A 21,461-nucleotide genomic window follows, 5' to 3' on the forward strand; every position below is an offset into this window, starting at 1 on the left:
CAAGAGAAACCGCTGCGCGATGAATGAAAAAGAAGCGAAGGAGTCAGCGGCGCTCGTCGCCGGGCACGTGCTGCTTCAGCCGCTCGATGACGAACTCCGGCACCAGGCCGTCCACCGATCCGCCCAGCTCGAAGACTTCCTTTACCAGCCGCGAACTCACGAAGGAGTACTTCGCATCCGGCATCAGGAAGATCGTCTCCAGCTCCGGCGAGAGGCGGCGGTTCATCAGGGCCATCTGCAGCTCGTATTCGTAGTCGCTGATCGCGCGGATGCCGCGCAAAACCGCGTGCGCCTGCTCCTGCCGGGCAAAATCCACCAGCAGCCCGTCGAAAGTGGCTACTGACACGTTGCCGAAGCCGGCCACTGCCTCGGTGAGCATCTCGACACGCTCGGAGACGGTGAACAGCGGGTTCTTGTGCGAGTTCCTCAGGATGGCAACCACGAGATGATCGAAGATCTTCGATCCCCGCGCAATCAGGTCCAGATGCCCGTTCGTCACCGGATCAAAGCTGCCCGGATAGATAGCCTTAACAGTATTCACGCCAGTTGGATTGTAGCTGCGAAAGCAGATGGCAACAAAGCCCGGTCGCTGCTGCCAGTACTCAGATCGCCATGGTCACCTGTTTGTCGCGGTCCGCACATCGGCTCGCGCAGCTCGAAGCACAACGCTTGAATTCGAGCGGGAACAGCCCCAGAGTAGCCGCAATGGTGTGTACCTGGTGCCGGTCAACGCCAACGGCCCTCTCAATACAGTCATCGCAAAATGCCTGCCCTGAGTTTTCTTTCAGAAAAACATACACTTTCTGAGGATTAGTCATCTTCCCCTCGATCTGCTCCTTGAAGCGCTCCTCAAAGCAGCCTGCCATCCATCCCGGTGATGAATTTAATCCCTTCCACCTGCAGGCCCTGCAGCTTCCGGTCGTTGGTCATGAACATGTCTACCTCCAATTCAGCGGCGCTGGCCAGATGAACCGCATCTGCAGGTAGAACCCGGTGCACAGCACGAATGGCAGCATAACTTTTCGCCGTGCGCATTGAGAAAGGGAGCACTTCCACGTCCCCGCTGTCCTCGAAATATCGCATCAGCATCCGCACCCTGCCCTCATCCTGCAGCTTCTTCGGATAGGTCAGCACTTCTCCCACGGTAAAAATGCTGGTGCAGATCCTTGCGCCTCGGCGGGCCAGGACCCCATACACCTCACGCATCCTCGGCCCATATTCCGGATGGGCTTCAAGCATGTAGGCAAACAGCATCGTGTCCCAATAGACCCGGATCACAGGCTTTCTTCGCCTTCCGGGTCAAGCTCCGGATCAAGATTCGGATCAGGGCGGAACGTCATCGCCGCGCGCTCTTTCCTGATCCACGCCTCCATGCCGCCCGGTTCCGGAAACATCCCGGAGAACAGCCCATAGAGATCGTCAAGCGTGACCTTCTTCTCAGCCACATCCTGACCAGCCGTACTCTCAGGCCGGGCAATGCGATAGGTAAACTCCGCCCGCGTCCCAAAGCCCGACGGTGGACCCTTTTTCTCGATCAGCTCCAGCCCCGTCTCACGCTGCAACCGCTGCGAGCCCAATGCGGTGCATACCGAGGGCACACGGTTAACCCAGCGCAGACTGCGGTGCACCTCTCCGGCATTGATTCGTACCACATCCAGCCCCTGCTCCCGCGCAGGGCGGACATATTGCGAAAGCACATATTCTCGAACCGTTTCATTCAAACCCGGCACATTCGCCTCACATACATACATTACACCTAATACATATACACATATACCCAATAAAAAAAGAGAAGGCCCAAAGGCCTTCCCTTTTTGTTCCAATCTGAAACTACTGCTACTGCCGACGCGCCGCCGGCCTCACTGCTTCCTGCGCTGCAGCGGCACCATTCACCGGCACCGCCGGCACCTCGGGTGCTGCACCCGGCGTCACGATGCCCAGCTTCTGGCGAAGCTGCGTGTCGATGCGGCCGAAGGTATCCTTGTTTTCCTTGAGAAAGTTGCGCACGTTCTCGCGTCCCTGGCCGATGCGCTCGCCGCTGTAGCTGTACCAGGCGCCCGACTTCTCGACAATGTTGTTGTTCACCGCGAGATCGAGCACGTCGCCTTCGCGCGAGATGCCTTCTCCGTACAGGATGTCGAACTCGGCCTCGCGGAAGGGTGCGGCGACCTTGTTCTTCACGATCTTGACCTTGGTGCGCGAACCCACCACCACGTCGCCCTCCTTCACCGCCGCGATGCGCCGGATATCGACGCGCACCGAGGAGTAGAACTTCAGCGCGCGGCCGCCGGTCGTGGTCTCGGGATTACCAAACATCACGCCGATCTTTTCGCGGATCTGGTTAATAAAGATCAGGCAAGTCCTTGATTTCGATACGGTTCCGGTCAACTTACGCAGCGCCTGCGACATCAGGCGGGCCTGCAGGCCGACATGCGAATCGCCCATCTCGCCATCGAGTTCCGCCTTGGGCACCAACGCCGCCACCGAGTCGACCACCAGCACGTCGATCGCACCCGAGCGCACCAGCGCCTCGGTGATTTCGAGCGCCTGCTCGCCGTAGTCCGGCTGCGAGACCAGCAGGTTGTCCACGTCCACGCCCAGCTTCTTCGCGTAGACCGGATCGAGCGCGTGCTCGGCATCGACGAAGGCCGCCATGCCGCCCAGTTTCTGGGCCTCGGCGATGATCTGCAGCGTAATCGTCGTCTTACCCGAGGATTCCGGCCCGAAGATCTCGATCACGCGACCGCGGGGCACACCGCCCACGCCGAGCGCGGCGTCAAAGGAGATCGACCCGGTCGAGATCGTCGAAATCGGCACCACCGCCTCTTTGCTGCCCAGGCGCATGATGGAGCCCTTGCCAAACTGTTTTTCGATCTGCGAAAGCGCCAGGTCTATAGCGCGGGAACGGTCATCTGCCACGTCAAAATCTCCAGTCGGGACACACCTTCAACACCGTTTTAGAACCTGTTTCCAAACGGGACAGTGCGACTTGAGGTCATCTTAGCATCGAAAACGCGAGGGGCGAACAAAAAACAAAAACGATGGTAACATTTCCCGCCGGCCAGCCCGCGTCACCGCCCGAAATCCCGCAGCTCCGCGATCCGTTGCCGGATCCTGTCGCACCTCGTCGGTGCAGCCCTCCGGCGGCTTTCCCTGCACAGCATCACCAAAACCCAGCATAAAAATGCGATCCCCAGCACGGACACACCTCCCAGAACGGCCAATGAGAACCAGCGAGCCAGCAAATCCACCCTCCATCACGAGTGGAAATGTCATCCCGCAAAGCCCGTACAAGGAAGATGTAAGGAAGTCCTAAAGCCGGGCCCCTGAAACCCCGGCTCTGGAGCGCGCACCCCAGACCATCAGGTATCCGCAGGCCAGAAAGCATACGGCAAGCCCCGCCGCGTTTCCCGCCACGCGCAACCACCCCAGCGCCGGCACATCGAGGAAGGGATAGGCATACAGACCCTCCCAGGCGCCGCGTACCAGGGCATAACCAAGGTAGCCCAGCGGAAACAGGGCCCACAGCAGAGGATCACGCCACCGCAGGCCGCCCTTCGGCGCGAGCGCCAGCCACCAGATCACAGATCCGGCCGGAGTCACATCGTGCAGCAGCGCATTGGCCACCGCCGATCCGCCCGAAAGCTCCACCAGCCCGTGCAGCAGCAACCCGTAGACTACGCCCACCAGTGCGATCGACAGCACCGTACCGGCGAGCAGAGAAGGTTTCCGAAGACCTCCCGCAGCCAGTCCAAATACAACCACAACCAGCACGTTCGTGAGAATGGTGAAGTAGCGCAGCAGAATCCAGAGCGTCAGCCCGGCCGAGTGATTCCCGGCAAAGAGCACCGCACTCTGCACGCCAAGCCCCGCCAGCGCGGCGGCCGCGATCGAGGCCGCGACGAACCCCGATGCCGGAGATGCAATCCTCTGGTCAGTCAATGACGCCGTGCCTCTCTCCGTGTGAGATTGCATGCCATCGCGGCAAGACCTGTTTCGAGCTTTGCATCGGGGAGCGCGCGCTCCTGTTGCTCGTGCTCCTGGCCGGCGAAACTATACCTCCCCAGCCGGGTTTCCTTGGCTGCGGATCTCCTGCCCGATCCGGGTAGTCACCTCATCCATGCATTTTCCAAAGGTGTAACGGTGTCCAAAATCCTGCGTTCTGTTCTTGCCATAGGGCTCGTTTTCTCCAGCCGCATCCCCGCTTCCTGGGCCAGCGACAACAACCCGCCAACCGAACCCTCCCATGTTACGGCTACGGTCAAGATCGATCCGAACGCCAGGAAGCAGTCCATCGCGCCGTCCTTCCTGGGCTTGTCCATGGTCCTGAGCGAAACGAAATACGCGGTGGGAACCAGCACTGCGTCCAATCCCTATTTCAAGCGGCTTCTCCAGAACTTCCTGGTATACGGCAACGGCCCGCTTGAGCTCAGAGAACTGAACGACAAGGCATTCACCGCCAGCACGACCTCGGACGATCTTCCGGCGCTGTCGAATCTCTACAAAGAAATGCAGGCCTTAGGACAGGGTGTGAGGTATTTCGTGGGGGTGGACTTCTCGGGAAACTTCGACGCGCATGGCAACGAGAGCGGCATGGCCGCCACGGAGGCGGAGACCATCTTCCGCAGCCTGCCGCAGGGCAGTCTATTGAGCTATGAAATCGGAAACGAGCCCGATCTCTACAATCAGAGCGGTTTGCGTACCGGCTACACCTACCCGCAGTTCAAACGCGAATACGAGAAGACCGCCGCAGCGATCGAAGCCAAAAAGACAGGCGTTCCAATGGCCGCGCCCGTTTTCTCCGGCTATCCCGGGGGTTTCATGAAGAATCTGGACGACTTCATTTCCTCTGAGAGCGCGCATCTGGGCATGCTCGATTTGCATAACTACGGAGGAAGTCACTGCAACGGCAGGGTAAACCCCGAAGACTACCTGCTGTCGGACGATGCGGTAAACATGCCCGGCTCCCCTATCCGCCCGACCCCGGCTAACGTCTCCGGTTATATTCGCGCGCTCAACCGCGCCGGACGCAGCAACTTTCGGATTGGAGAGATGAACTCGATCGCATGCGGAGGGCAGGACGGCGTCAGCAATACCTTCCAGTCCGCGCTCTGGTTCCTGGATGAAGCGATGAGCTTTGCCAGCGCAGGCGTGAGCGGGATCAACCTCTTCACCATTGAATCCTCCAACGCTTACTACACCCCGTTCCGGTTCTCCCACACCGGCAGCTTCCCCTCGCCACAATATGCCATCGCGCAGATCAACCCGATTTACTATGGCGTGCTGACCACCGCGGAGATGCTGCAATCCAGAGCAGCCCTCATCCCCGTAACGCTCTCCACCTCACGGAGGATCAAGGCGTATGCGACCGTGGACGAGCAAGGCGTGGTGCGTGTTCTGCTGATCAACAAGGAAGAGGGCAGGTCTGGCGATGGAAGTGTGGCGCTGCATCTCGCGGAGCATCGCGACGCTGTGATTTCAGCGCTGCGCGCGACGAATGACGATTACCGCGTCAGCGATTACACCCACTACACCGCCGACGACAGGATCACGCTGGCCGGACAGACCTTCAAGGTCGCCGGCGGAGCCCAGGACGGCATCCTGCATGGAGCTCCGGAACACACGACCGTGCATCCCAGGGACGGTGTGTATCTTGTCTCCCTGCCGCATTCGAGCGCGGCCATCGTGGAGATCCGCTAAGGTGTATCCACCTGTTCGCCAGCAAGCACTTTTCTCTATGTAATGAAGTCTTCATCCCGAGCGAAGCGGAGGGACCTGCGGTGTACGCGTGCCCGGGGAGGAAACCGCAGGGTTCTCCACTTCGCAGGACTAGAAAACAGTCCTGCTCCGGTCGAAATGACATGCTCTCGATTGAGCACCAGAGTATATCGAACTAATCGGCGACGATCAGTTCGCCCGGCTGGATCGGCCGCGTCCGCGGCAGCTTCCCAAACACCGAGAGCGTGCCCATCAAAATCAGCACACCGGTGTAGACAGCCAGCTTCACGATATCCGTGGTGTGATTCTTCGGCAGCGTCTTCCATAACAGCAGCAGCGTGGTCTGCGCTGCCGTCACCGACCATACTGCGCCGTAGAAGTAGCGTCGCTCCGTGCCCTCGCCGCGTGTCGATTTGCCGACGCGCGGCAGCAGGCCAAAGGCGCCCAGCAGCAGCACGATGATGCAGATCGGTGTATAGCCCTTCCAGTAAATCTGCTGCAGGTACCACTTGCCGGTCGCCACCGCGACCGCGAGACCGATGAAGTTCAGCAGCGCGAAGTTGATGAGCGCATTCCACGCAAAGCTGTAGCAGACCTTGCGATAGAGTGGATTCGGCCGGTCTTCGTTGAAGCGCAGGATATAGGGCGCCGGCTCGCAGCCCGGCAACTGCCCGGCCAGCAGCGCGATCCCCGTGCAGACGAGCACCACGCCCAGCCAGATCAGGTTTCCGCGGCTGCCGCCATGCGCGAAGAGACTGAAGGTCATCGGTCCGGGAGCGAGAAAGAACACCCAGATCCAGATCGGCCAGTGCGACACGCGGTAATGCTTCTTGTTGCGCGTGCGCATCTTGCGCTCGTCGAAAATCTCCGGTCGCACTGTAAACGCCATGCCGCTCCCTACTGCTTCAGTGCCGCTTCGATGGCCGAGGTCACTTCGGGCGCATCCGGCTTCACCGCCGGCTCAAAACGCGCCACCGGCTTACCGCCGCGGTCGAAGAGAAACTTGGTGAAGTTCCACTGGATATCGCCTGCGAACTGCGGATCGGTGCTCTTATCGGTAAGGAAGCGATAGAGAGGAGCCTCGTCGTCGCCTTTCACCGAGACCTTGGACATCATCGGAAACGTGACGCCATAGGTGCGCGTGCAGAAGCTGCGGATCTCGACCGCCGTACCCGGCTCCTGGCTGGCGAAATTATTCGCCGGCACGCCCACGATCACCAGTCCCTGCGACTGGTATTTCTTGTAGAGTGACTCGAGCGCCGCATACTGCGGCGTAAAACCGCATTTGCTGGCCACGTTCACCAGCAGCACCACCTTGCCCTTGTAGGCATGCAGGCTGGCCGGCTCGCCTTCGAGCGTCGTCAGTTTGAAGTCATAGATGCTGCGAGCGACACCGAACGCGGCGCCCGCGCTCATCAACAGCGAAAGACAGACCAATCCCAGCAACGAAGGCTTGCGCATCGTTCCCTCTCGTTTCCTTGCAGAAGCAAAGGCACAGCGATCATAGCGGATCGCCATTACGGCGAGATAGCGGCCTCTCGGCCTCTACGCCTTAACCGCGGCTTCGGCAACCGTACGTGGAACGGGCTCAAACTCCAGCTCAAGACCGTCCTCGAGCACCTGGACCTTCACATCCTCGAGTGAGGTCACGATCCAGTTCGCATACTCCAGCTGCTCGACCGAGTGGGAAAACATCGTCGCCATCACCTTGCATCCAGCGGCATGGCCTGCCTTCGCGCCTGCCGGCGCATCTTCGATCACCAGGCACTCTTCCGGCGCGAAGCCAAGCACCGCCGCACCGCGCTGGTAGGGCTCCGGATTCGGCTTGCCGTGTGTCACCATATCGGCGGAGATGAACTGCTCCGGAGGCGTGATGCCGGCATAACCCAGCCGCGCCTTCGCCAGCTTTTTCGTCGCCGAGGTCGCGATCGTCCAGCGATCCTTCGGCAACGCTGCCAGCAGCGCCTTCACGCCCGGCAGAATCTTTATATCGTCCTTGTCCGCAATCTCGATCTCTTCGACCACGTCGAGTTCTTTCTGAGCATCGAGGTCTGGCCGCAGCATTTTGATCGTGTCGATCGCCCGCTGCCCATGCGCCGTTTTGATCGCCGTCGCGCCGTCCACCCCGCGCATCTCACCCCACTTGGCCCAGCTCCGCTCCACCGAGCCGAGCGAGCTCACCAGGATGCCATCCATATCGAAGAGAATGCCGCGTACTTGAATCTTCATGCTTCCAGCGTATCAGCCGCAGCTCAGGGCTCAGGGCTCAGGGCTCAGGGCTCAGGGCTCAGGGCTCAGGGCTCAGGGCTCAGGGCTCAGATGAAAGCGTAAACGGGTGCCCCACATCTCGTTCTTTTCGAGATGTGGGTTCGCAGGATGGAGACCGAAAGACCTTTCACCACGGAGGACACAGAGAGGTTCGTGCCTTCCTACGTCTCAGAAGCAAGACGTGAGGCACCCGGTTTTATACCCTACACCCTATTCCCCTACACCCTCGCAACTACGCGGGTGCGAGGAACAGATCCTTCACACTCTCATACACGCGCCGGATGCCGTCTTCGAGCGGCGTCTTCGCCTGCCAGCCCAGCGCGTGGATGCGGCTCACGTCCATCAGCTTGCGCGGCGTGCCATCGGGCCGCGTGGTATCGAAGATCAGCTCGCCCGCGAAGCCCACCACCTTGCACACCAGTTCCGCCAGCTCGCGGATGGTCAGGTCTTCGCCTGTGCCGATGTTGATCAGCGGCGGCTCGCCGGTGGTCAGCAGCTTGCCGAACTCCGCATCCGGCAGACTCATCAGATAGAGGCAGGCTTCGGCCAGATCGTCCGAGTAGAGCAGCTCGCGCCGCGGTGTGCCCGTGCCCCACACCGTGATGTTCGCCTCGCCCGCAGCCTTGGCTTCTGCAGCCTTGCGGATCAGAGCTGGCAGCACATGCGAATTTTTCAGATCGAAGTTATCGTTCGGCCCGTAAAGATTGGTCGGCATCGCTGCCAGAAACTGCGTGCCATATTGCCGGTTGTAAGCCCAGCACATCTCGATGCCCGCGATCTTCGCCAGCGCATAGGCGCGGTTGGTCGGCTCGAGCGGCCCGGTCAGCAGATACTCTTCCTTGATCGGCTGCGGGCAGAGCTTCGGATAAATACAGCTTGAGCCGAGAAACAACAGCCGCTTCACGCCGCTGCGATACGCCGCGTCGATGACATTGGTCTGTATTTCGAGGTTTTCGCGGATAAAGTCTGCCGGATAGGTGTCATTGGCCACGATGCCGCCGACCTTCGCCGCTGCAAGAAAAACATATTCCGGCCGCTCCTGTTCGAAGAACGTCCGCACCGCAGCCTTATCTGTCAGGTCCAGTTCCGCGCGCGTACGCAGCAACAGGTTGGTATACCCATGCTCTTCGAGCCCGCGCCGGATCGCGCTGCCTACCAGCCCACGATGGCCCGCGATAAAGATTTTCGCTGTCTTCTCCACGCTCTGCTCCGTTTGGTTAAGACTCGTGGAAGTTGTAAGCCGTGAAGCCGTGGCTCTTTACCAGCGCATCGCGTTTAGCCGCATCGTAATCGGCCTCCACCATCTCCCGCACCAGCTCATGGAAGCTGATCTTCGGCACCCAGCCCAGCTCGCGCCTGGCCTTCGAGGGATCACCCAGCAGCGTCTCCACTTCGGTTGGGCGGAAGTAGCGTGGATCGACTGCCACCACCAAACGGCCTTTATCGTCGTAAGCGCGCTCGTCCACACCCGAGCCGTCCCAGCGCAGCGGCATCTCCAACAGTTCAGCCGTCAGGTGAATGAAGTCACGCACACTATGCTGCTCACCGGTGGCAATGACGTAGTCCTTCGGCTTCTGTTGCTGCAGCATCAGCCACTGCATCTCGATGTAGTCGCGGGCGTGGCCCCAGTCGCGCATAGCATCCAGGTTGCCGATCCACAGCGTCTCCTGCAGCCCTGCCTTGATCCGCGAGAGCGCGCGCGTGATCTTGCGCGTGACAAAAGTCTCCCCACGCAACGGCGATTCGTGATTGAAGAGAATACCGTTGCAGGCGTAGATGCCATACGCCTCACGATAGTTCACCGTGATCCAGTAGGCGTAGAGCTTGGCCACCGCGTAGGGTGAGCGCGGATAGAACGGTGTCGTCTCTTTCTGCGGGATCTCCTGCACCAGTCCGTAGAGCTCCGAGGTGGAAGCCTGGTAGAAGCGCGTCGTCTTCTCGAGACCCAGGATGCGGATCGCCTCCAGCAGGCGCAGCGGACCGATCGCATCCGCATTTGCCGTGTATTCCGGCTGTTCGAAGGAGACCTTCACGTGGCTCTGCGCAGCGAGGTTGTAGATCTCGTCCGGCTGTACCTTCTGCACAATGTGGATCAGGCTGCTCGCATCCGTCAAATCCCCATAATGGAGGATGAGGTGCCGCCCCTGGATGTGAGGGTCTTCGTATAGATGATCGATGCGGTTGGTATTGAAGAGCGAGGAGCGGCGCTTGATGCCGTGCACCTCATATCCCTTCTTCAGTAAAAGTTCCGCTAGGTACGCGCCATCCTGGCCAGTAATGCCGGTGATGAGAGCTTTCTTCAAACGAAGGAACCTCGGTTTCTGCAATAGCCTACATTCTAAGGGGAACATTTCCAGCCTCAGGGCTTCGCCCGAAGCCGCACCCGGAAAGGGTGGTTATTACTGTTGTTCGGAGACTTCCAGCGCCGGCCCGGACGCGAGCAGAACGCGCATCTCCTTTTCCAAGCGGCGCAGGACATAATCACGCCCCATATGCTCCTCCGCATAACACCGTGCAGTGCGGCCCATTTCCAGCCGCTCTGCACGCGCGTCTGCGAGTGCGAGAATTGCCTGGGTAAAGGCCTGCACATCTCCTGGAGGCACCACCAGGCCGCATCCTTCCACCGCATCGGCCAGCTGCGTACCTGGAACCGCCGTAGTGATCACCGGCCGGCCGCTGGCCATCATGCCCGTCAGCTTCGACGGCATCACCAGGTCGGCAGCATCGGCGCGCTGCGGCAGCAGGTGAATATCCGCTGCATTCAGAAGCTCATTGAGCCGCGCCCTCGGCTGCAGGTGCAGCAGCGAGACATTCGGAAGGCTCCCCGCAAATCGCTCGAGCGGTCGCCGGTAAGCGCCATCTCCGCAAAAAACGAAGTGCAGATCCTTTCGCTCACGTAACGCCTCCGCCACCTGAGGAAGAATCTCCAGCCCCTGTTTGTGGCCCAGATTGCCGGAATAGAGCAGCACGATCTGGTCATCGCGAATTCCCAACTCGTGGCGATACGCATTGGGAAGCGCACCCGGAACGCTTGCCGTCACTTCGTCCACATTCACCCAGTTGGGAAAAAGAATCGCCTTTTCCTTCGAAACACCTTTCGAGGTCAGCCGCCGCACCATGTTCGGTGAGATCGTCGAGACCCGGTCGAAGACCTGCATGATGGCGCGCTCGTAGAACAAGGCGAACTTATGGATCGAACCGCCGGCCGGCAGCAGCTCCAGATCGAAGGCCGCGTCGATCTCGAAGTCCTGCACATGCAGCCATGCCGAAGCGCCACTCAACACAGCCATCAGCGCGGCCGTCGGCGCACAGAACAGCGCCGGCTCAATGGTCATCACGATGTCCGGCCGCCAGAGCAGCTGGCGCAACATAATCGGAAGAGAGCTGGTCGCAAACGAGCCCAGGTGGAGAAGCCGCCGCCATCCGTTCGGCCGCTTCGGCACATAGAGAGGACAGCGATAGATGCGGACTCCGGCAGACGACTGTTCAGTCCGGTATTCCCACCATCGGTAGCCCTCCCTCACCTTCCATTCCGGATAGTACGGTGGAGCTGTCACTACCCGCACCTCGTGGCCCTGTTCCACGAGCCACTCCATCATCTCTCCTGAATACTTTCCGATACCAGTCAACTCTGGAGAGTAGTTCAGACCTAGGAGAAGTATCCGCAACGCCTCGCCCTTTCATATACGCCAACAAAGAGTCGATAGGTCCCGATCTTCGCCGGATCGGAGACCGGGCTTTCATCTTACTTCGGTTATGCCGCTAGCTTAGATGCAAATGTTCTTGAATATGCGAAGGACTAACGGTCAAAAATTTGTAGCTCTCGCTGAAAAGATTACGGCCGTAATGGTTGATGTCTCTCCCGCCCACATCCGGAGCCTGCACTACTATGAGAGACATGAGCCGAACCCCTACTCTGCGCGTTCTGCAACAACCGCTTGCCTGGGCAGGGCTCATCATCCTGGCGGGAATGCTCCTGGTCGCGCTGCTTGCGCCTTGGATAGCACGGGAAAATCCGGCAGCCATCGACCTGTCGCATCGGCTGGCTTCGCCCGGCGCTGCGCACTGGTTCGGCACCGATGAACTCGGCCGCGACATCTTCGCCCGCGTCGTCTACGGAGCCCGTCTCTCGCTGGGCATTGCGGTCATGGTCGTTGCCTGCTCCCTTTCGGCAGGCATCCTGCTCGGAGGTCTGGCCGGCTACTTCGGCGGGCTGATCGACATCACCATCAATATCTTTTTGATGAATGCCTTCATGGCCATGCCCGGCATCCTGCTGGCCATCGCCTTCGTCGCCTTCCTCGGCCCGGGCATGATCAACCTCGTCCTCGCCCTCTCCATCGGCGGATGGGTCGGCTATGCGCGCCTCGTCCGTGCCCAGGTCCTCGCCGTACGCGAGCGGGAGTTCGTCGAAGCGGCACGCGCGCTCGGCGCCGGCCACCTGCGTATCTTTCTAAGACACATCCTGCCCAATATCCTGCAGCCGCTCATCGTACAGTCGGCCATCGGCATGGCTGGAGCTGTCCTTGCCGAAGCCACGCTCAGCTTCCTCGGCCTCGGCGTGCCGCCGCCTACACCCAGCTGGGGCTCCATGCTCGACGAGGCCCGGTCGCACCTCTTCGACGCACCGCATCTCGTGCTCTTCCCTGCACTCGCCGTCATGCTCTGCGTGCTCTGCTTCAACTTCCTCGGCGACGCACTCCGTGATTATCTCGATCCCCGCACCCGCATCAGCGCCGGGCTGTAGGATCGCCTATGCGCATTGGAGTCATCTCGGACACGCACGGACTGCTCCGGCCCGAAGCCGTTGCGGCTCTGCAGGGCGTGGATGCCATCCTTCACGCAGGCGATGTCGGTGATCCTGCCATCCTCGATGCCCTCGCGGCCATCGCACCTGTCACCACCATACGCGGCAATATTGACCGTAAGGGCTCCTGCGCGGAGCTGCCCGCGATTGAGCTGGTGGAGATGGGCGGCACGTCGATCTATATGCTGCATGACCGCCAAGAGCTCGACCTCGATCCGGTAGCCGCAGGCATCGCAGCCGTCATCAGCGGACACTCGCATCAACCGCTGATCGAATGGAAAAAGGATGTGCTCTACTTCAATCCCGGCAGCGCTGGACCGCGCCGCTTCTCGCTGCCCATCTCGCTCGGCATTCTTGAGATAAAAGACGGCAGGCTGGAGCCCAGGCTGATCACGCTGGGGTGAAACGAGGGGACAGGGTATAGAAAAACCTCCGGCGCAGATTTTGTGCCTCCCCACTCAAGCCAGCTTCAGGCTTGAATAGGCCACCGTCCCTCCGTTTTTCTACCCCTATCCCTAGGCGGTACCCCCATAGAGCCACGAGAAAGGGATGTCATTTCGACCGGAGCAGGACAGCTTTATCGTCCTGCGCAGCGGAGAAACCTGCAGTTCTGCCTGGGCCGGAGAAAACTGCAGGTTCCTCCACTCCGTTCGCCTTACGGCTCACTCCGGTCGGAATGACAATGCGCAAGATAAATCGCTTATTTTCTGTTCGGATATAGGGGAATACACCCTAACGACGATACGGCGCCGTCGCCACCGCGACCAGCGAATCGGCGCAGCCGTAGTACAGAAACCATTGTCCGTGAAAAAGCACCAGCCCTTCGCCGAAGGTCGTGCCCGCCGCATATTGCCCCGTCTTCTCCCAGGGCATCACCGGCCAGAGCACCGGTTCGTCGAATTGTGCCTCTAACTGTGACGGATGTACCGCGTCGAAGAGCGCTTCACCCACGGCATAAGCCCCTGCACCCAGCTTTGTGTCGCCGCCATCGGCTGCATTTTTGCCGTTGTACAAGACCACGATGCCCTGCCTCGTTACCACCGGCGGTGGTCCTGTCTCCGGAAAAAACGAGTCGAAATGACCGGCGCGCGACTTCAGCAGCTCCTGCGGTGCGCCCTTCGCATCTTCGAGCGGCGTCCAGTGGATCAGATCCTGCGATGTGGCCAGATGAATGGCTCCCTCGCCCCAGTACATCCAGAACTTGCCGTCGATCTTCGCCGCCTTCAGACGCCCATCGACGATCGCTGTCAGGATTCCGGCGGATTTGTAACGGAGGCTGTCATATTTTCCGCCTGCCGCGCCCTTGAAAGCCGGACCGGACTTAGTCCAGTGAACTAAGTCCGGAGAGGTCGCAATGCCCACCGCATAGGTCTTGCGATTCCACTGCGTATAAGTCAGCACATAACGGTTTCTGGAATGGGCATCCGGCGACTCCACCAGACGCGGGTCCTCGACGCCGCCCGGCCACTCCAGGTCTTTCTGGCTGTCTTCGGCGGGATAGAAGACCGGGGTCGCCTCGCGGCGGAAGTGAATACCGTCCTCGCTCACCGCCAGGCCGAGCCGCGAGGTGTGCATGCCGATGGCCATCGAGCCCGAATCATCCTCGGCGCGATAGAGCACATACACCTTGCCGTCGCGCACCACCGCCGCGGGATTGAAGGTGTGCAGCGCCTCCCAGCGCACCGGCTGGTGGGTGATGGGGTCCGTGAAGGTGGATTTCGGGTCGGGCGTGATCACCGGGTTGCCTTCGACCGGCCGGGTGAAGGGGCCGATGGCCCAATCCGGAGGCGCATCCGGCAGCGAAGCGGCCTGCGGCGACTGCGCAAGCGCTGCCACCCACGGAAACACCATCAGCGTCACAGCGAGAACAGCAGATCGCATGCCCTATCCTCTATTGGTTATTCCTGTTTCTTAGGCCAGAGGTTGATGTGCCCGCAGCTCGGACAGAATCTCCGCCGCCGCCTTGCGCGCTTCGTCCGAACGATCCGGAGGGAAGGAAATCGCGCCCACCCGCGCATGTCCGCCGCCGCCGTAGCGCTCGCAGATCGTCGCCAGGTTCAGCATCTTCGCCGGATCGGCCTTGGTCCACGGATTCGAGCCCACCGACACCTTGGTGCGGAAGCTCGACTTCGACAGCCCCACCGAGTACGTCGCCTGCGGATGCAGGTAGTAGGGAATGAACTTGTTGTAGCCCTCGAGCTGGTGGTCGGTAATGTCGAAGTAGATCGTGCCGTCCTTCTCTTCCGAACGCTCACGGATTAGCTTCACCGACTCCTCATGCCGCTCGAGCAGCGGCGGCAACAGCTCAGCCACGAATGGCTGCTTGAGAATCTCGCCCAGAGGCATCGAAGTGAGCAGCGGAATCAGGCGCGGAATAAACGCCGGGTCCTGCGTCGACTCGATCACCAGTGTCAGCTTCATCGCTGGCGCAGCCATCTCGACCGCGGACTCGGGGCTCTCATAGAGCGCGCCGTCCACAATATCCGCCCACTTCACCAGATCCGCCACCGGCTGCGCGTCGAAACCGAACTTCGTCGCAGCGATGTGCGCGAGAAAGCTGGTGCAGGAGGTATACGTCGGGTCATAGAAGCGGCGCATCGCATAGCGGCCGTCTTCCACGCCCTGCACGAAATCCTGCTGGTCAGCAGGCGTCAGAAAAGCGCTCAGATGGTGATCGAACCACCAGGTAATCTCCGGCGAAGCCGAATACTTGAAATCGACAATCGCGTTCTCGTCTCCGATGAAGTCCGCTTCGTTGAACAACGCTCCGGCGCGGTGCACCAGCCCGTGAAACTCATACTCGGCATCCTTCGCGATGCACTCGCGATGAAAGCGGGTAAACAGAGAAGCCGAGCAGGCCCCATCGAAACACTTGTCGTGATAGAAAACGCGAACCTTCAAACCGGGCTTGCTCCACTGCCAAAATTTTTCGTGATCAGGAAATGTTTAGGATTGCCGGGACCGGCCGCATTGTCAAGGCTGGGACTGGCCGTCCAGGCCTTCTATCTTCGGCACCCCGCTCCCGCTGGTCGCGGCACTGGCCGTGCGAGCCTTTCGCCTTCGGCCTCCGCTCCCGCTGGTCGCGATTCTAAAACCACGGGGACATGGGGAGCACCGAGGATGCAGGAAGATTCCCGAGTGTCCCCATACAAGCCTGCAGTTGGCTTGTGTTGGGTAGCACGGCACTCCATCGCCCAGCGCCGATCGAAAGAGCAGGCTTTTGAGAAAACTCCCCTATCCCCTCCTAGCCTCTGAGTATGATGAACGCGTGACCGACCCGACGCCTCCATCTCCCGAAACGCCCCAGAGCAGCTCCTTGCCCACACCCGGGCAACCCACTCCGCCCCAGTCCAGCGAGGATCACGGCATCGAATGGATTCTGTGGGGGCGTGGCGGCCTGCGCGCCGGCTGGGGTATTGCCGCCTTTGTCCTCCTGTTCATCCTCTTCGTCATCGGGATCGGCATCGCGATGCATGCGCTCTTCCACTGGAAGCCCACGCCTGGCAGCTTCACAGTCAGCTCCGGACTGATCTCCGAGGCGCTGCAACTGTCTGCCGTCTTCCTCACCACGCTCGTCCTCGCTCTGGTCGAGCGCCGCTCCCCCTTCAGCTATGGACTGCAGGGACCGTCCCGCGCGCCGCGCTTCCTCGGCGGCCTTGTCTCCGGCTTTGCCGCCATCAGCGCGCTGGTGCTGGTGCTCTGGAAGGCCGGCTACCTGGTTTTCGACGGCCAGCCGCTGCACGGCGACGCCATCCTTACCTATGGATTGGGCTGGGGTCTGGTCTTTCTCGGCACCGGCTTCTTCGAGGAGTCATTGCTGCGCGGCTACGTGCAGTTCACCATGACGCGTGGCGTCGGCTTCTGGTGGGGAGCGCTGCTCTTTTCCTTCCTCTTCGGCTTCATCCACAGCACCAACCCGGGCGAATCTCCGGTCGGGCTCTTTCAGGCCGGATTCGTCGGCCTGGTCTTCTGCCTGAGCCTCTGGTACACCGGCTCGCTGTGGTGGGCCATCGGCTTCCATGCCGCCTGGGACTGGGGCGAGTCCTACTTCTATGGCACCTCCGACAGCGGCCTCATCGCCCACGGCCATCTCTTCGCCGAGCACCCGGTCGGCAACATCCTGCTGAGCGGCGGGCTTACCGGCCCGGAGGGCAGCCTGTTCGGCGTGCCACTGCTCCTGCTCGTCGCCCTGCTCATGGCGCTCTGGTGGGGACGCCGCGGCCCCGCGGCCTTTGCCGGCCAGGGCTGGCAGCCTGCGTGGCTGCGCGAAAAGCGCCTCGCTCAGGCCGCCGGGCTGGAGGCCTAGCGGATCTGCACCAATCCGCGCTTGCGCTGCGAGACATGCACGGCCAGCACGATCAGCGGAATCTTGTGATTGCAGCTCTTGCAATGGATGCAGTAATCCTTGCAGGTCTTCCTGGAAGACGCCTCGAAATCCGTGCCCGGCATAGCCATCCCTTCACCTCTGGAGCCATTCTCCCGGGAGCACGGCACCCGCGTCTGTGACGGCGATCACGTCATCTTCCCACTCGCATCCTGGCATTCCCTGCCGATAACGGGAAAAGCACGGGACGTGGCCAAAGCGGTCCGCCCGGCAAAAGAATCGTGCGCATCCCTCTCGCCCGCGGCGCCCAATCATGGCATCCTAGCTGCCTGTCGGGTTCGGCAGGCAGGATCGTGCCGATTCGCTCCGTTTTTATGAACTAATGGGAGAACATACATCATGCAGGACATCAAACGCTGGGGCATTGCGCTGGCAGGCATCCTGTTGCAGATGGCCCTGGGAGCCGTCTACGCCTGGAGCGTCTTCCGCGTTCCGCTCGCGAAGCAATTCCACTGGAGCATCTCCCAGGTCACGCTCACCTTCACCATCGCCATCTTCGTGCTCGGCTTCGCCTCTTTCTTCGGAGGACTGTGGCTGGCGCGTGTCGGACCCCGCATTGTCGCGATGACCGGCGGCGCCCTCTACGGCCTCGGCGTCTTTCTTGCCAGCTTCTCCAATCACGGACTCTACTGGCTCTACTTCAGTTATGGGGTCATCGGCGGAATCGGCCTTGGCTTCGCCTACATTGTCCCCATTTCCGTCCTGGTCAAGTGGTTTCCCGATCGCCGCGGCCTGATGACCGGCATCGCCGTCGGCGGTTTCGGCGCCGGGGCGCTGGTCACCGCTCCGGTCGCCACCCGGCTCATCCAGAGCAGCGGCGTGCTTCACACCTTTGCCGTCCTCGGTCTCGTCTTCCTGGTTATCACCGTGGCCTCGGGCTTCTTCATGCAGAATCCGCCGGCCGGCTGGGCGCCTGCGGGATGGACACCGAAGCCGCTGCAGGCCGCGCAGCGCGCAGCACGTGACTTTACCCTCGGCCAGGCCCTCGCCACCTGGCAGTGGTGGGCGCTCTGGCTGCTGCTCTTCCTCAATACCTCGGCCGGCATCTCCATCATTTCCCAGGAAGCCCCAATGTTCCAGGAGCTGGCCAAGGTCACGGCGATCGTCGCCGCGGGCATGGTCGGCGTCGTCTCCATCGGCAACGCAGCGGGACGCGTCTTCTGGGCCTGGGTCTCGGACTTCCTTACCCGGCGCTTCACCTTCCTGGGTATGTTCCTCATCCAGGTGATCCTCTTCTGGATGCTGCCCAGCCTCCACGGAGCCCTGGCTCTGACCGTGGTCGCCTTTACTGTGCTGCTCTGCTATGGAGGAGGATTCGGCACCATGCCCGCCTTCGCTGCCGACTACTTCGGAGCGAAGAATGTCGGCCCGATCTACGGCCTCATGCTCACGGCGTGGGGATTCGCTTCTGCCTTCGGCCCGCTGCTCATCGCCCACCTGCGCGAAACCAGCGGCAGCTATGCCAGCGGCCTGCATGTCATCGCCGCCATCATGGCTCTCTCTGCGTTGCTGCCGCTGCTGGTGCGGCCGCCCAAGACGGCTTGAGGTTTCCTCTTGCCCAGAAGCATCGCCGGATGCCCCACCCATGACGCGCCGTTCATCATGGGTGGGCCGGGGACGAGATTAGTTCGTCTTCGCGTACCGCTGCTGGTGCCACTTCCAGGCGGTAGCGAGGATAGCGTCCAGTTCGGTGTACTCCGGCTTCCAGCCAAGCTCCCGGATGATCTTCTCCGAGCTGGCAATCAGCACGGCCGGATCGCCCGGCCGCCGCGGCTCCTCGATCACGGGAATCGCATGCCCTGTCACCCGCCGCGCCGATTCGATCACCTCGAGCACCGTAAAGCCCACGCCGTTGCCGATGTTGTAGATCAGGCGGCTGTGCTCCTTCAGCGCGTTGAACGCAAGCAGGTGAGCCTGCGCCAGATCCTGCACGTGAATGTAGTCACGCACGCAGGTGCCGTCCTTGGTCGGATAGTCCTTCCCGAAGATCTTGATGCTCTCGCGACGGCCCAGCGCCACGTCAAGAATCAGTGGAATGATGTGCGACTCAGGCTCGTGCGCCTCGCCACGTCCTTCAATCGCTCCGGCCACATTGAAGTAGCGCAGGCTGGCATAGCGGAAGTCGTGGATGCGGTTGAGCCACGCGAGCATCTGCTCCACCAGCAGCTTTGACTCGCCATAGGCATTTGTCGGATGGAGCGGCGCGTCCTCGAAGATCGGCGTCGACTCAGGCTCGCCGTAAACGGCTGCGGTTGAGGAAAAAACCAGCCGTTTCACCCCGGTCGCCAGCATCGCTTCGAAGAGCGTCAGCGTGGAAGCGCTGTTGTTTCTGAAATATAGCTCCGGTTTTTTCATACTTTCACCGGCCTCAATCAGAGCAGCAAAGTGCATGACTCCGTCTATTGAGCTATGCAAGACACGTTCGAGTTTTTCCCGGTCCGCCAGTTCGCCTTCCACGAACTCGGCTGCAGCCGGAATCATCGAACGATGACCGTGGCAGAGGTTGTCATACACAACGACCTGATGTCCGGAGTCGAGCAGCAGCTGGGCGACCGTTCCGCCGATGTAGCCGGCGCCGCCCGTAACCAAAATTCGCAAAGCGTGTCTCCTTGGTACGTGAATGCCCTCATTCTATGTCGCATACCGGCTCTATGCCGGAATCAGGCGAAGCAAAGCGTGGAACATGGCATCCATACTCGATATGCGGGAAAAAATTACGCGAAATTTTCTCGACACACCTCCGCAGCAGTTAGTAACCTGTGGCAAGATTACAGATTTCCCCACCTATTAATTAGAAAAGCAATATTATCGATCGGCTCAAAGCTTTCGCGCTACGCTGGAAGGAACAGAATTGCAGGTGACTGCCATTCTGGACACAGGGCAGCAAGGATGACGGCAGGTAACATGCCGCAAAGCCTGGGGCAAAGGAATCGACGACCTTTTCTCCCCGGAAAATGGCACCCCGAATGCACAGAGCTATGGTGACGACATCTCGGCCACTTTCGTCATCTAACGAGTGATTTTTTCTTCAAGGAACCTATGGTCAGCAAACCCGAGAATGATTCCCTTTTTGGACTACTGCCGGAGCAGAAATCACGATTTGGCTCCTTTGGCGTCAGCATGGTGGTCAATATCGCCATCGGCGCCCTGCTGCTGCTTTTTGCCGCAGCCAAGGTTCATGAGGTCAAAGTAGAAAAATATAATCAGACGACGCTCGTCTTTACTCCCCCGCCGCCGAAGCCCTACATTCCTCCGCCGCCGCCCAGGGTTCATGTCATTCCGCCACCGCCCAAAGTCACCCCTCAGCCGCCGAAGATCAAGGTGGAACCGCCCAAGCCGGTTGTGGAACCGCCTAAAGTCAATGTAGTCAAGGTAGAAACCAAGCTGCCCGCGGTAGCCCCTGCGCCGCCGAAGGCGGTCAAGCCTCCTCCGCAGCCCAAGGTCGGCCTCTTCCAGAGCTCGAGACCCACGACGGTCGCCAATAATCAGTCGGCGCCGACGGTCAAGACCGGCGGCTTCGGCGATCCGAATGGTGCGCATCCGGACCCGAACGCCAACCGTCCGGCAAACATTGCCGCGGTCGGCTCCTTCGCCTCGGCTCCTGGAACGCAGTCCGGTGCCGGCGCAGCCCGGCGCGGCTCCGTCCAGGGCGTGGCCTTCGGCTCCGGCGTGGCCAACGGCGTCCCCGGCGGCCGTGATCGCGGCACCGTCGCCTCGGCTGGATTCGGCTCCGGCGTAGTCGGCGGCACCGGCCGTCCCGGCGGCACTGGACAGGTCGCCCAGAGCGGCTTCGGCGGCACCGGCATCGGATCAAGCGGTCCCCGTGCGGCCGCGGCCCCGCAGCAGGCCCAGTCGACGCCGATCGTGGTCATCTCCAAGCCTCGCGCGGCTTACACTGCGGAGGCCAAGCAACTGCATATTGAAGGCGATGTCACTCTGCAGGTACGCTTTACTGCCGATGGGCGAGTGCAGGTTCTGCAGGTCGTCAGCGGCCTTGGCCACGGTCTCGACGAGCAGGCACGCGCCGTCGCAGAAGGCATCCGGTTCAAGCCCGCTACCAAGGATGGTCACCCTGTCGATGAGGTCACGGTTATCCACGTAACATTCCAGCTGGCCTGAGCCTGACGGCTTTCTCCTACTCCGCTCTGGAGAAAGCCGCCGCTCAGAACAGCGATACATGATCAGCAGTTGGAGATCAGCAGTTCCACAATTTGATTCAACCCTTTCCCGGGAGCAGTATTCGCAACGCACTCATGCTGCTCCCGGCCGGGGTGTTCCGGTCTC

General features: G+C 60.9%; 22 protein-coding genes. 6 read left to right on the forward strand and 16 right to left on the reverse strand.

Features of this window, described 5'->3' with window-relative positions:
* Positions 1-43: 43 nt before the first annotated feature.
* The 6 genes from coaD to ESZ00_RS15180 form a co-directional block, all read right to left on the reverse strand.
* A complete protein-coding gene (gene coaD / locus ESZ00_RS15160) occupies positions 44-541 on the reverse strand; it encodes a pantetheine-phosphate adenylyltransferase (RefSeq protein ID WP_129209150.1) in 498 nt (165 codons plus the stop codon).
* Positions 542-602: 61 nt separating this feature from the next.
* Positions 603-866 carry a hypothetical protein gene (locus ESZ00_RS20105; RefSeq protein WP_164981526.1) on the reverse strand — a complete coding sequence of 88 codons (264 nt, stop codon included), beginning with the start codon at positions 864-866 and terminating at the stop codon, positions 603-605.
* On the reverse strand, positions 850-1,278 hold the full coding sequence (locus tag ESZ00_RS15165; protein WP_129209151.1) for a type II toxin-antitoxin system VapC family toxin: 429 nt from the start codon (positions 1,276-1,278) through the stop codon (positions 850-852). The genes ESZ00_RS20105 and ESZ00_RS15165 overlap by 17 nt, the downstream gene beginning before the upstream one ends.
* Positions 1,275-1,721: a hypothetical protein gene (locus ESZ00_RS15170; protein WP_164981541.1), complete on the reverse strand. Its 447-nt coding sequence runs from the start codon at positions 1,719-1,721 to the stop codon at positions 1,275-1,277. Before ESZ00_RS15170 ends, ESZ00_RS15165 begins: the two co-directional genes overlap by 4 nt.
* A gap of 115 nt (positions 1,722-1,836) precedes the next feature.
* On the reverse strand, positions 1,837-2,919 hold the full coding sequence (recA, locus tag ESZ00_RS15175; RefSeq protein WP_129209153.1) for a recombinase RecA: 1,083 nt from the start codon (positions 2,917-2,919) through the stop codon (positions 1,837-1,839).
* A 393-nt stretch (positions 2,920-3,312) separates the two neighbouring features.
* Positions 3,313-3,942: a Pr6Pr family membrane protein gene (locus ESZ00_RS15180; RefSeq protein WP_204520219.1), complete on the reverse strand. Its 630-nt coding sequence runs from the start codon at positions 3,940-3,942 to the stop codon at positions 3,313-3,315.
* 201 nt (positions 3,943-4,143) lie between these two features.
* Between ESZ00_RS15180 and ESZ00_RS15185 the strand changes: the two genes are divergently transcribed.
* Entirely contained in the window at positions 4,144-5,700 is a 1,557-nt protein-coding gene (locus ESZ00_RS15185; RefSeq protein WP_129209154.1) for a glycosyl hydrolase family 79 C-terminal domain-containing protein, read from the forward strand.
* A gap of 193 nt (positions 5,701-5,893) precedes the next feature.
* On the opposite strand, the gene ESZ00_RS15190 is transcribed toward ESZ00_RS15185, so the two are convergent.
* From ESZ00_RS15190 to ESZ00_RS15215, 6 genes are all read right to left on the reverse strand, one after another.
* Positions 5,894-6,607 (reverse strand): hypothetical protein, encoded by a 714-nt coding sequence (locus tag ESZ00_RS15190; RefSeq protein ID WP_129209155.1) that lies wholly within the window; start codon positions 6,605-6,607, stop codon positions 5,894-5,896.
* A gap of 8 nt (positions 6,608-6,615) precedes the next feature.
* Positions 6,616-7,179, reverse strand: coding sequence for a glutathione peroxidase (locus tag ESZ00_RS15195; RefSeq protein ID WP_129209156.1), 564 nt, complete (start codon positions 7,177-7,179; stop codon positions 6,616-6,618).
* A gap of 84 nt (positions 7,180-7,263) precedes the next feature.
* Positions 7,264-7,947, reverse strand: a complete 684-nt coding sequence (locus tag ESZ00_RS15200; RefSeq protein WP_129209157.1) for an HAD-IA family hydrolase — start codon at positions 7,945-7,947, stop codon at positions 7,264-7,266.
* Between the two features lie 271 nt (positions 7,948-8,218).
* A complete protein-coding gene (locus ESZ00_RS15205; protein WP_129209158.1) occupies positions 8,219-9,187 on the reverse strand; it encodes a GDP-L-fucose synthase family protein in 969 nt (322 codons plus the stop codon).
* A gap of 16 nt (positions 9,188-9,203) precedes the next feature.
* Positions 9,204-10,289, reverse strand: coding sequence for a GDP-mannose 4,6-dehydratase (gene gmd / locus ESZ00_RS15210; RefSeq protein WP_129209159.1), 1,086 nt, complete (start codon positions 10,287-10,289; stop codon positions 9,204-9,206).
* Positions 10,290-10,385: 96 nt separating this feature from the next.
* Positions 10,386-11,654 (reverse strand): glycosyltransferase WbuB, encoded by a 1,269-nt coding sequence (locus ESZ00_RS15215; protein ID WP_129209160.1) that lies wholly within the window; start codon positions 11,652-11,654, stop codon positions 10,386-10,388.
* A gap of 230 nt (positions 11,655-11,884) precedes the next feature.
* On the opposite strand from ESZ00_RS15215, the gene ESZ00_RS15220 reads away from it, so the two are divergent.
* Positions 11,885-12,733: an ABC transporter permease gene (locus ESZ00_RS15220; RefSeq protein ID WP_129209161.1), complete on the forward strand. Its 849-nt coding sequence runs from the start codon at positions 11,885-11,887 to the stop codon at positions 12,731-12,733.
* An 8-nt stretch (positions 12,734-12,741) separates the two neighbouring features.
* A complete protein-coding gene (locus ESZ00_RS15225; protein WP_129209162.1) occupies positions 12,742-13,197 on the forward strand; it encodes a metallophosphoesterase family protein in 456 nt (151 codons plus the stop codon).
* 328 nt (positions 13,198-13,525) lie between these two features.
* Here ESZ00_RS15225 and ESZ00_RS15230 read toward each other — a convergent pair whose 3' ends face one another.
* Positions 13,526-14,674: a glycoside hydrolase family 130 protein gene (locus ESZ00_RS15230; protein ID WP_129209163.1), complete on the reverse strand. Its 1,149-nt coding sequence runs from the start codon at positions 14,672-14,674 to the stop codon at positions 13,526-13,528.
* Positions 14,675-14,704: 30 nt separating this feature from the next.
* A complete protein-coding gene (locus tag ESZ00_RS15235) occupies positions 14,705-15,694 on the reverse strand; it encodes a DHH family phosphoesterase (protein ID WP_129209164.1) in 990 nt (329 codons plus the stop codon).
* Positions 15,695-16,109: 415 nt separating this feature from the next.
* Between ESZ00_RS15235 and ESZ00_RS15240 the strand changes: the two genes are divergently transcribed.
* Complete coding sequence (locus tag ESZ00_RS15240; RefSeq protein WP_204520220.1) at positions 16,110-17,099, forward strand: CPBP family intramembrane glutamic endopeptidase; 990 nt, start codon at positions 16,110-16,112, stop codon at positions 17,097-17,099.
* Here the strand turns inward: ESZ00_RS15240 and ESZ00_RS20110 are convergent.
* Positions 17,096-17,248, reverse strand: a complete 153-nt coding sequence (locus tag ESZ00_RS20110) for a hypothetical protein (protein ID WP_164981542.1) — start codon at positions 17,246-17,248, stop codon at positions 17,096-17,098. The genes ESZ00_RS15240 and ESZ00_RS20110 overlap by 4 nt on opposite strands.
* Before the next feature lie 268 nt (positions 17,249-17,516).
* Here ESZ00_RS20110 and ESZ00_RS15245 point away from each other — a divergent pair, with 268 nt between their 5' ends.
* Positions 17,517-18,722 (forward strand): L-lactate MFS transporter, encoded by a 1,206-nt coding sequence (locus tag ESZ00_RS15245; RefSeq protein ID WP_129209165.1) that lies wholly within the window; start codon positions 17,517-17,519, stop codon positions 18,720-18,722.
* 78 nt (positions 18,723-18,800) lie between these two features.
* Here ESZ00_RS15245 and galE read toward each other — a convergent pair whose 3' ends face one another.
* A complete protein-coding gene (gene galE, locus ESZ00_RS15250; protein WP_129209166.1) occupies positions 18,801-19,775 on the reverse strand; it encodes a UDP-glucose 4-epimerase GalE in 975 nt (324 codons plus the stop codon).
* Between the two features lie 441 nt (positions 19,776-20,216).
* On the opposite strand from galE, the gene ESZ00_RS15255 reads away from it, so the two are divergent.
* On the forward strand, positions 20,217-21,296 hold the full coding sequence (locus ESZ00_RS15255) for an energy transducer TonB (RefSeq protein ID WP_129209167.1): 1,080 nt from the start codon (positions 20,217-20,219) through the stop codon (positions 21,294-21,296).
* Positions 21,297-21,461: the final 165 nt, after the last annotated feature.

The sequence above is a fragment of the Silvibacterium dinghuense genome (genome assembly GCF_004123295.1).
Lineage (GTDB): Bacteria > Acidobacteriota > Terriglobia > Terriglobales > Acidobacteriaceae > Silvibacterium > Silvibacterium dinghuense.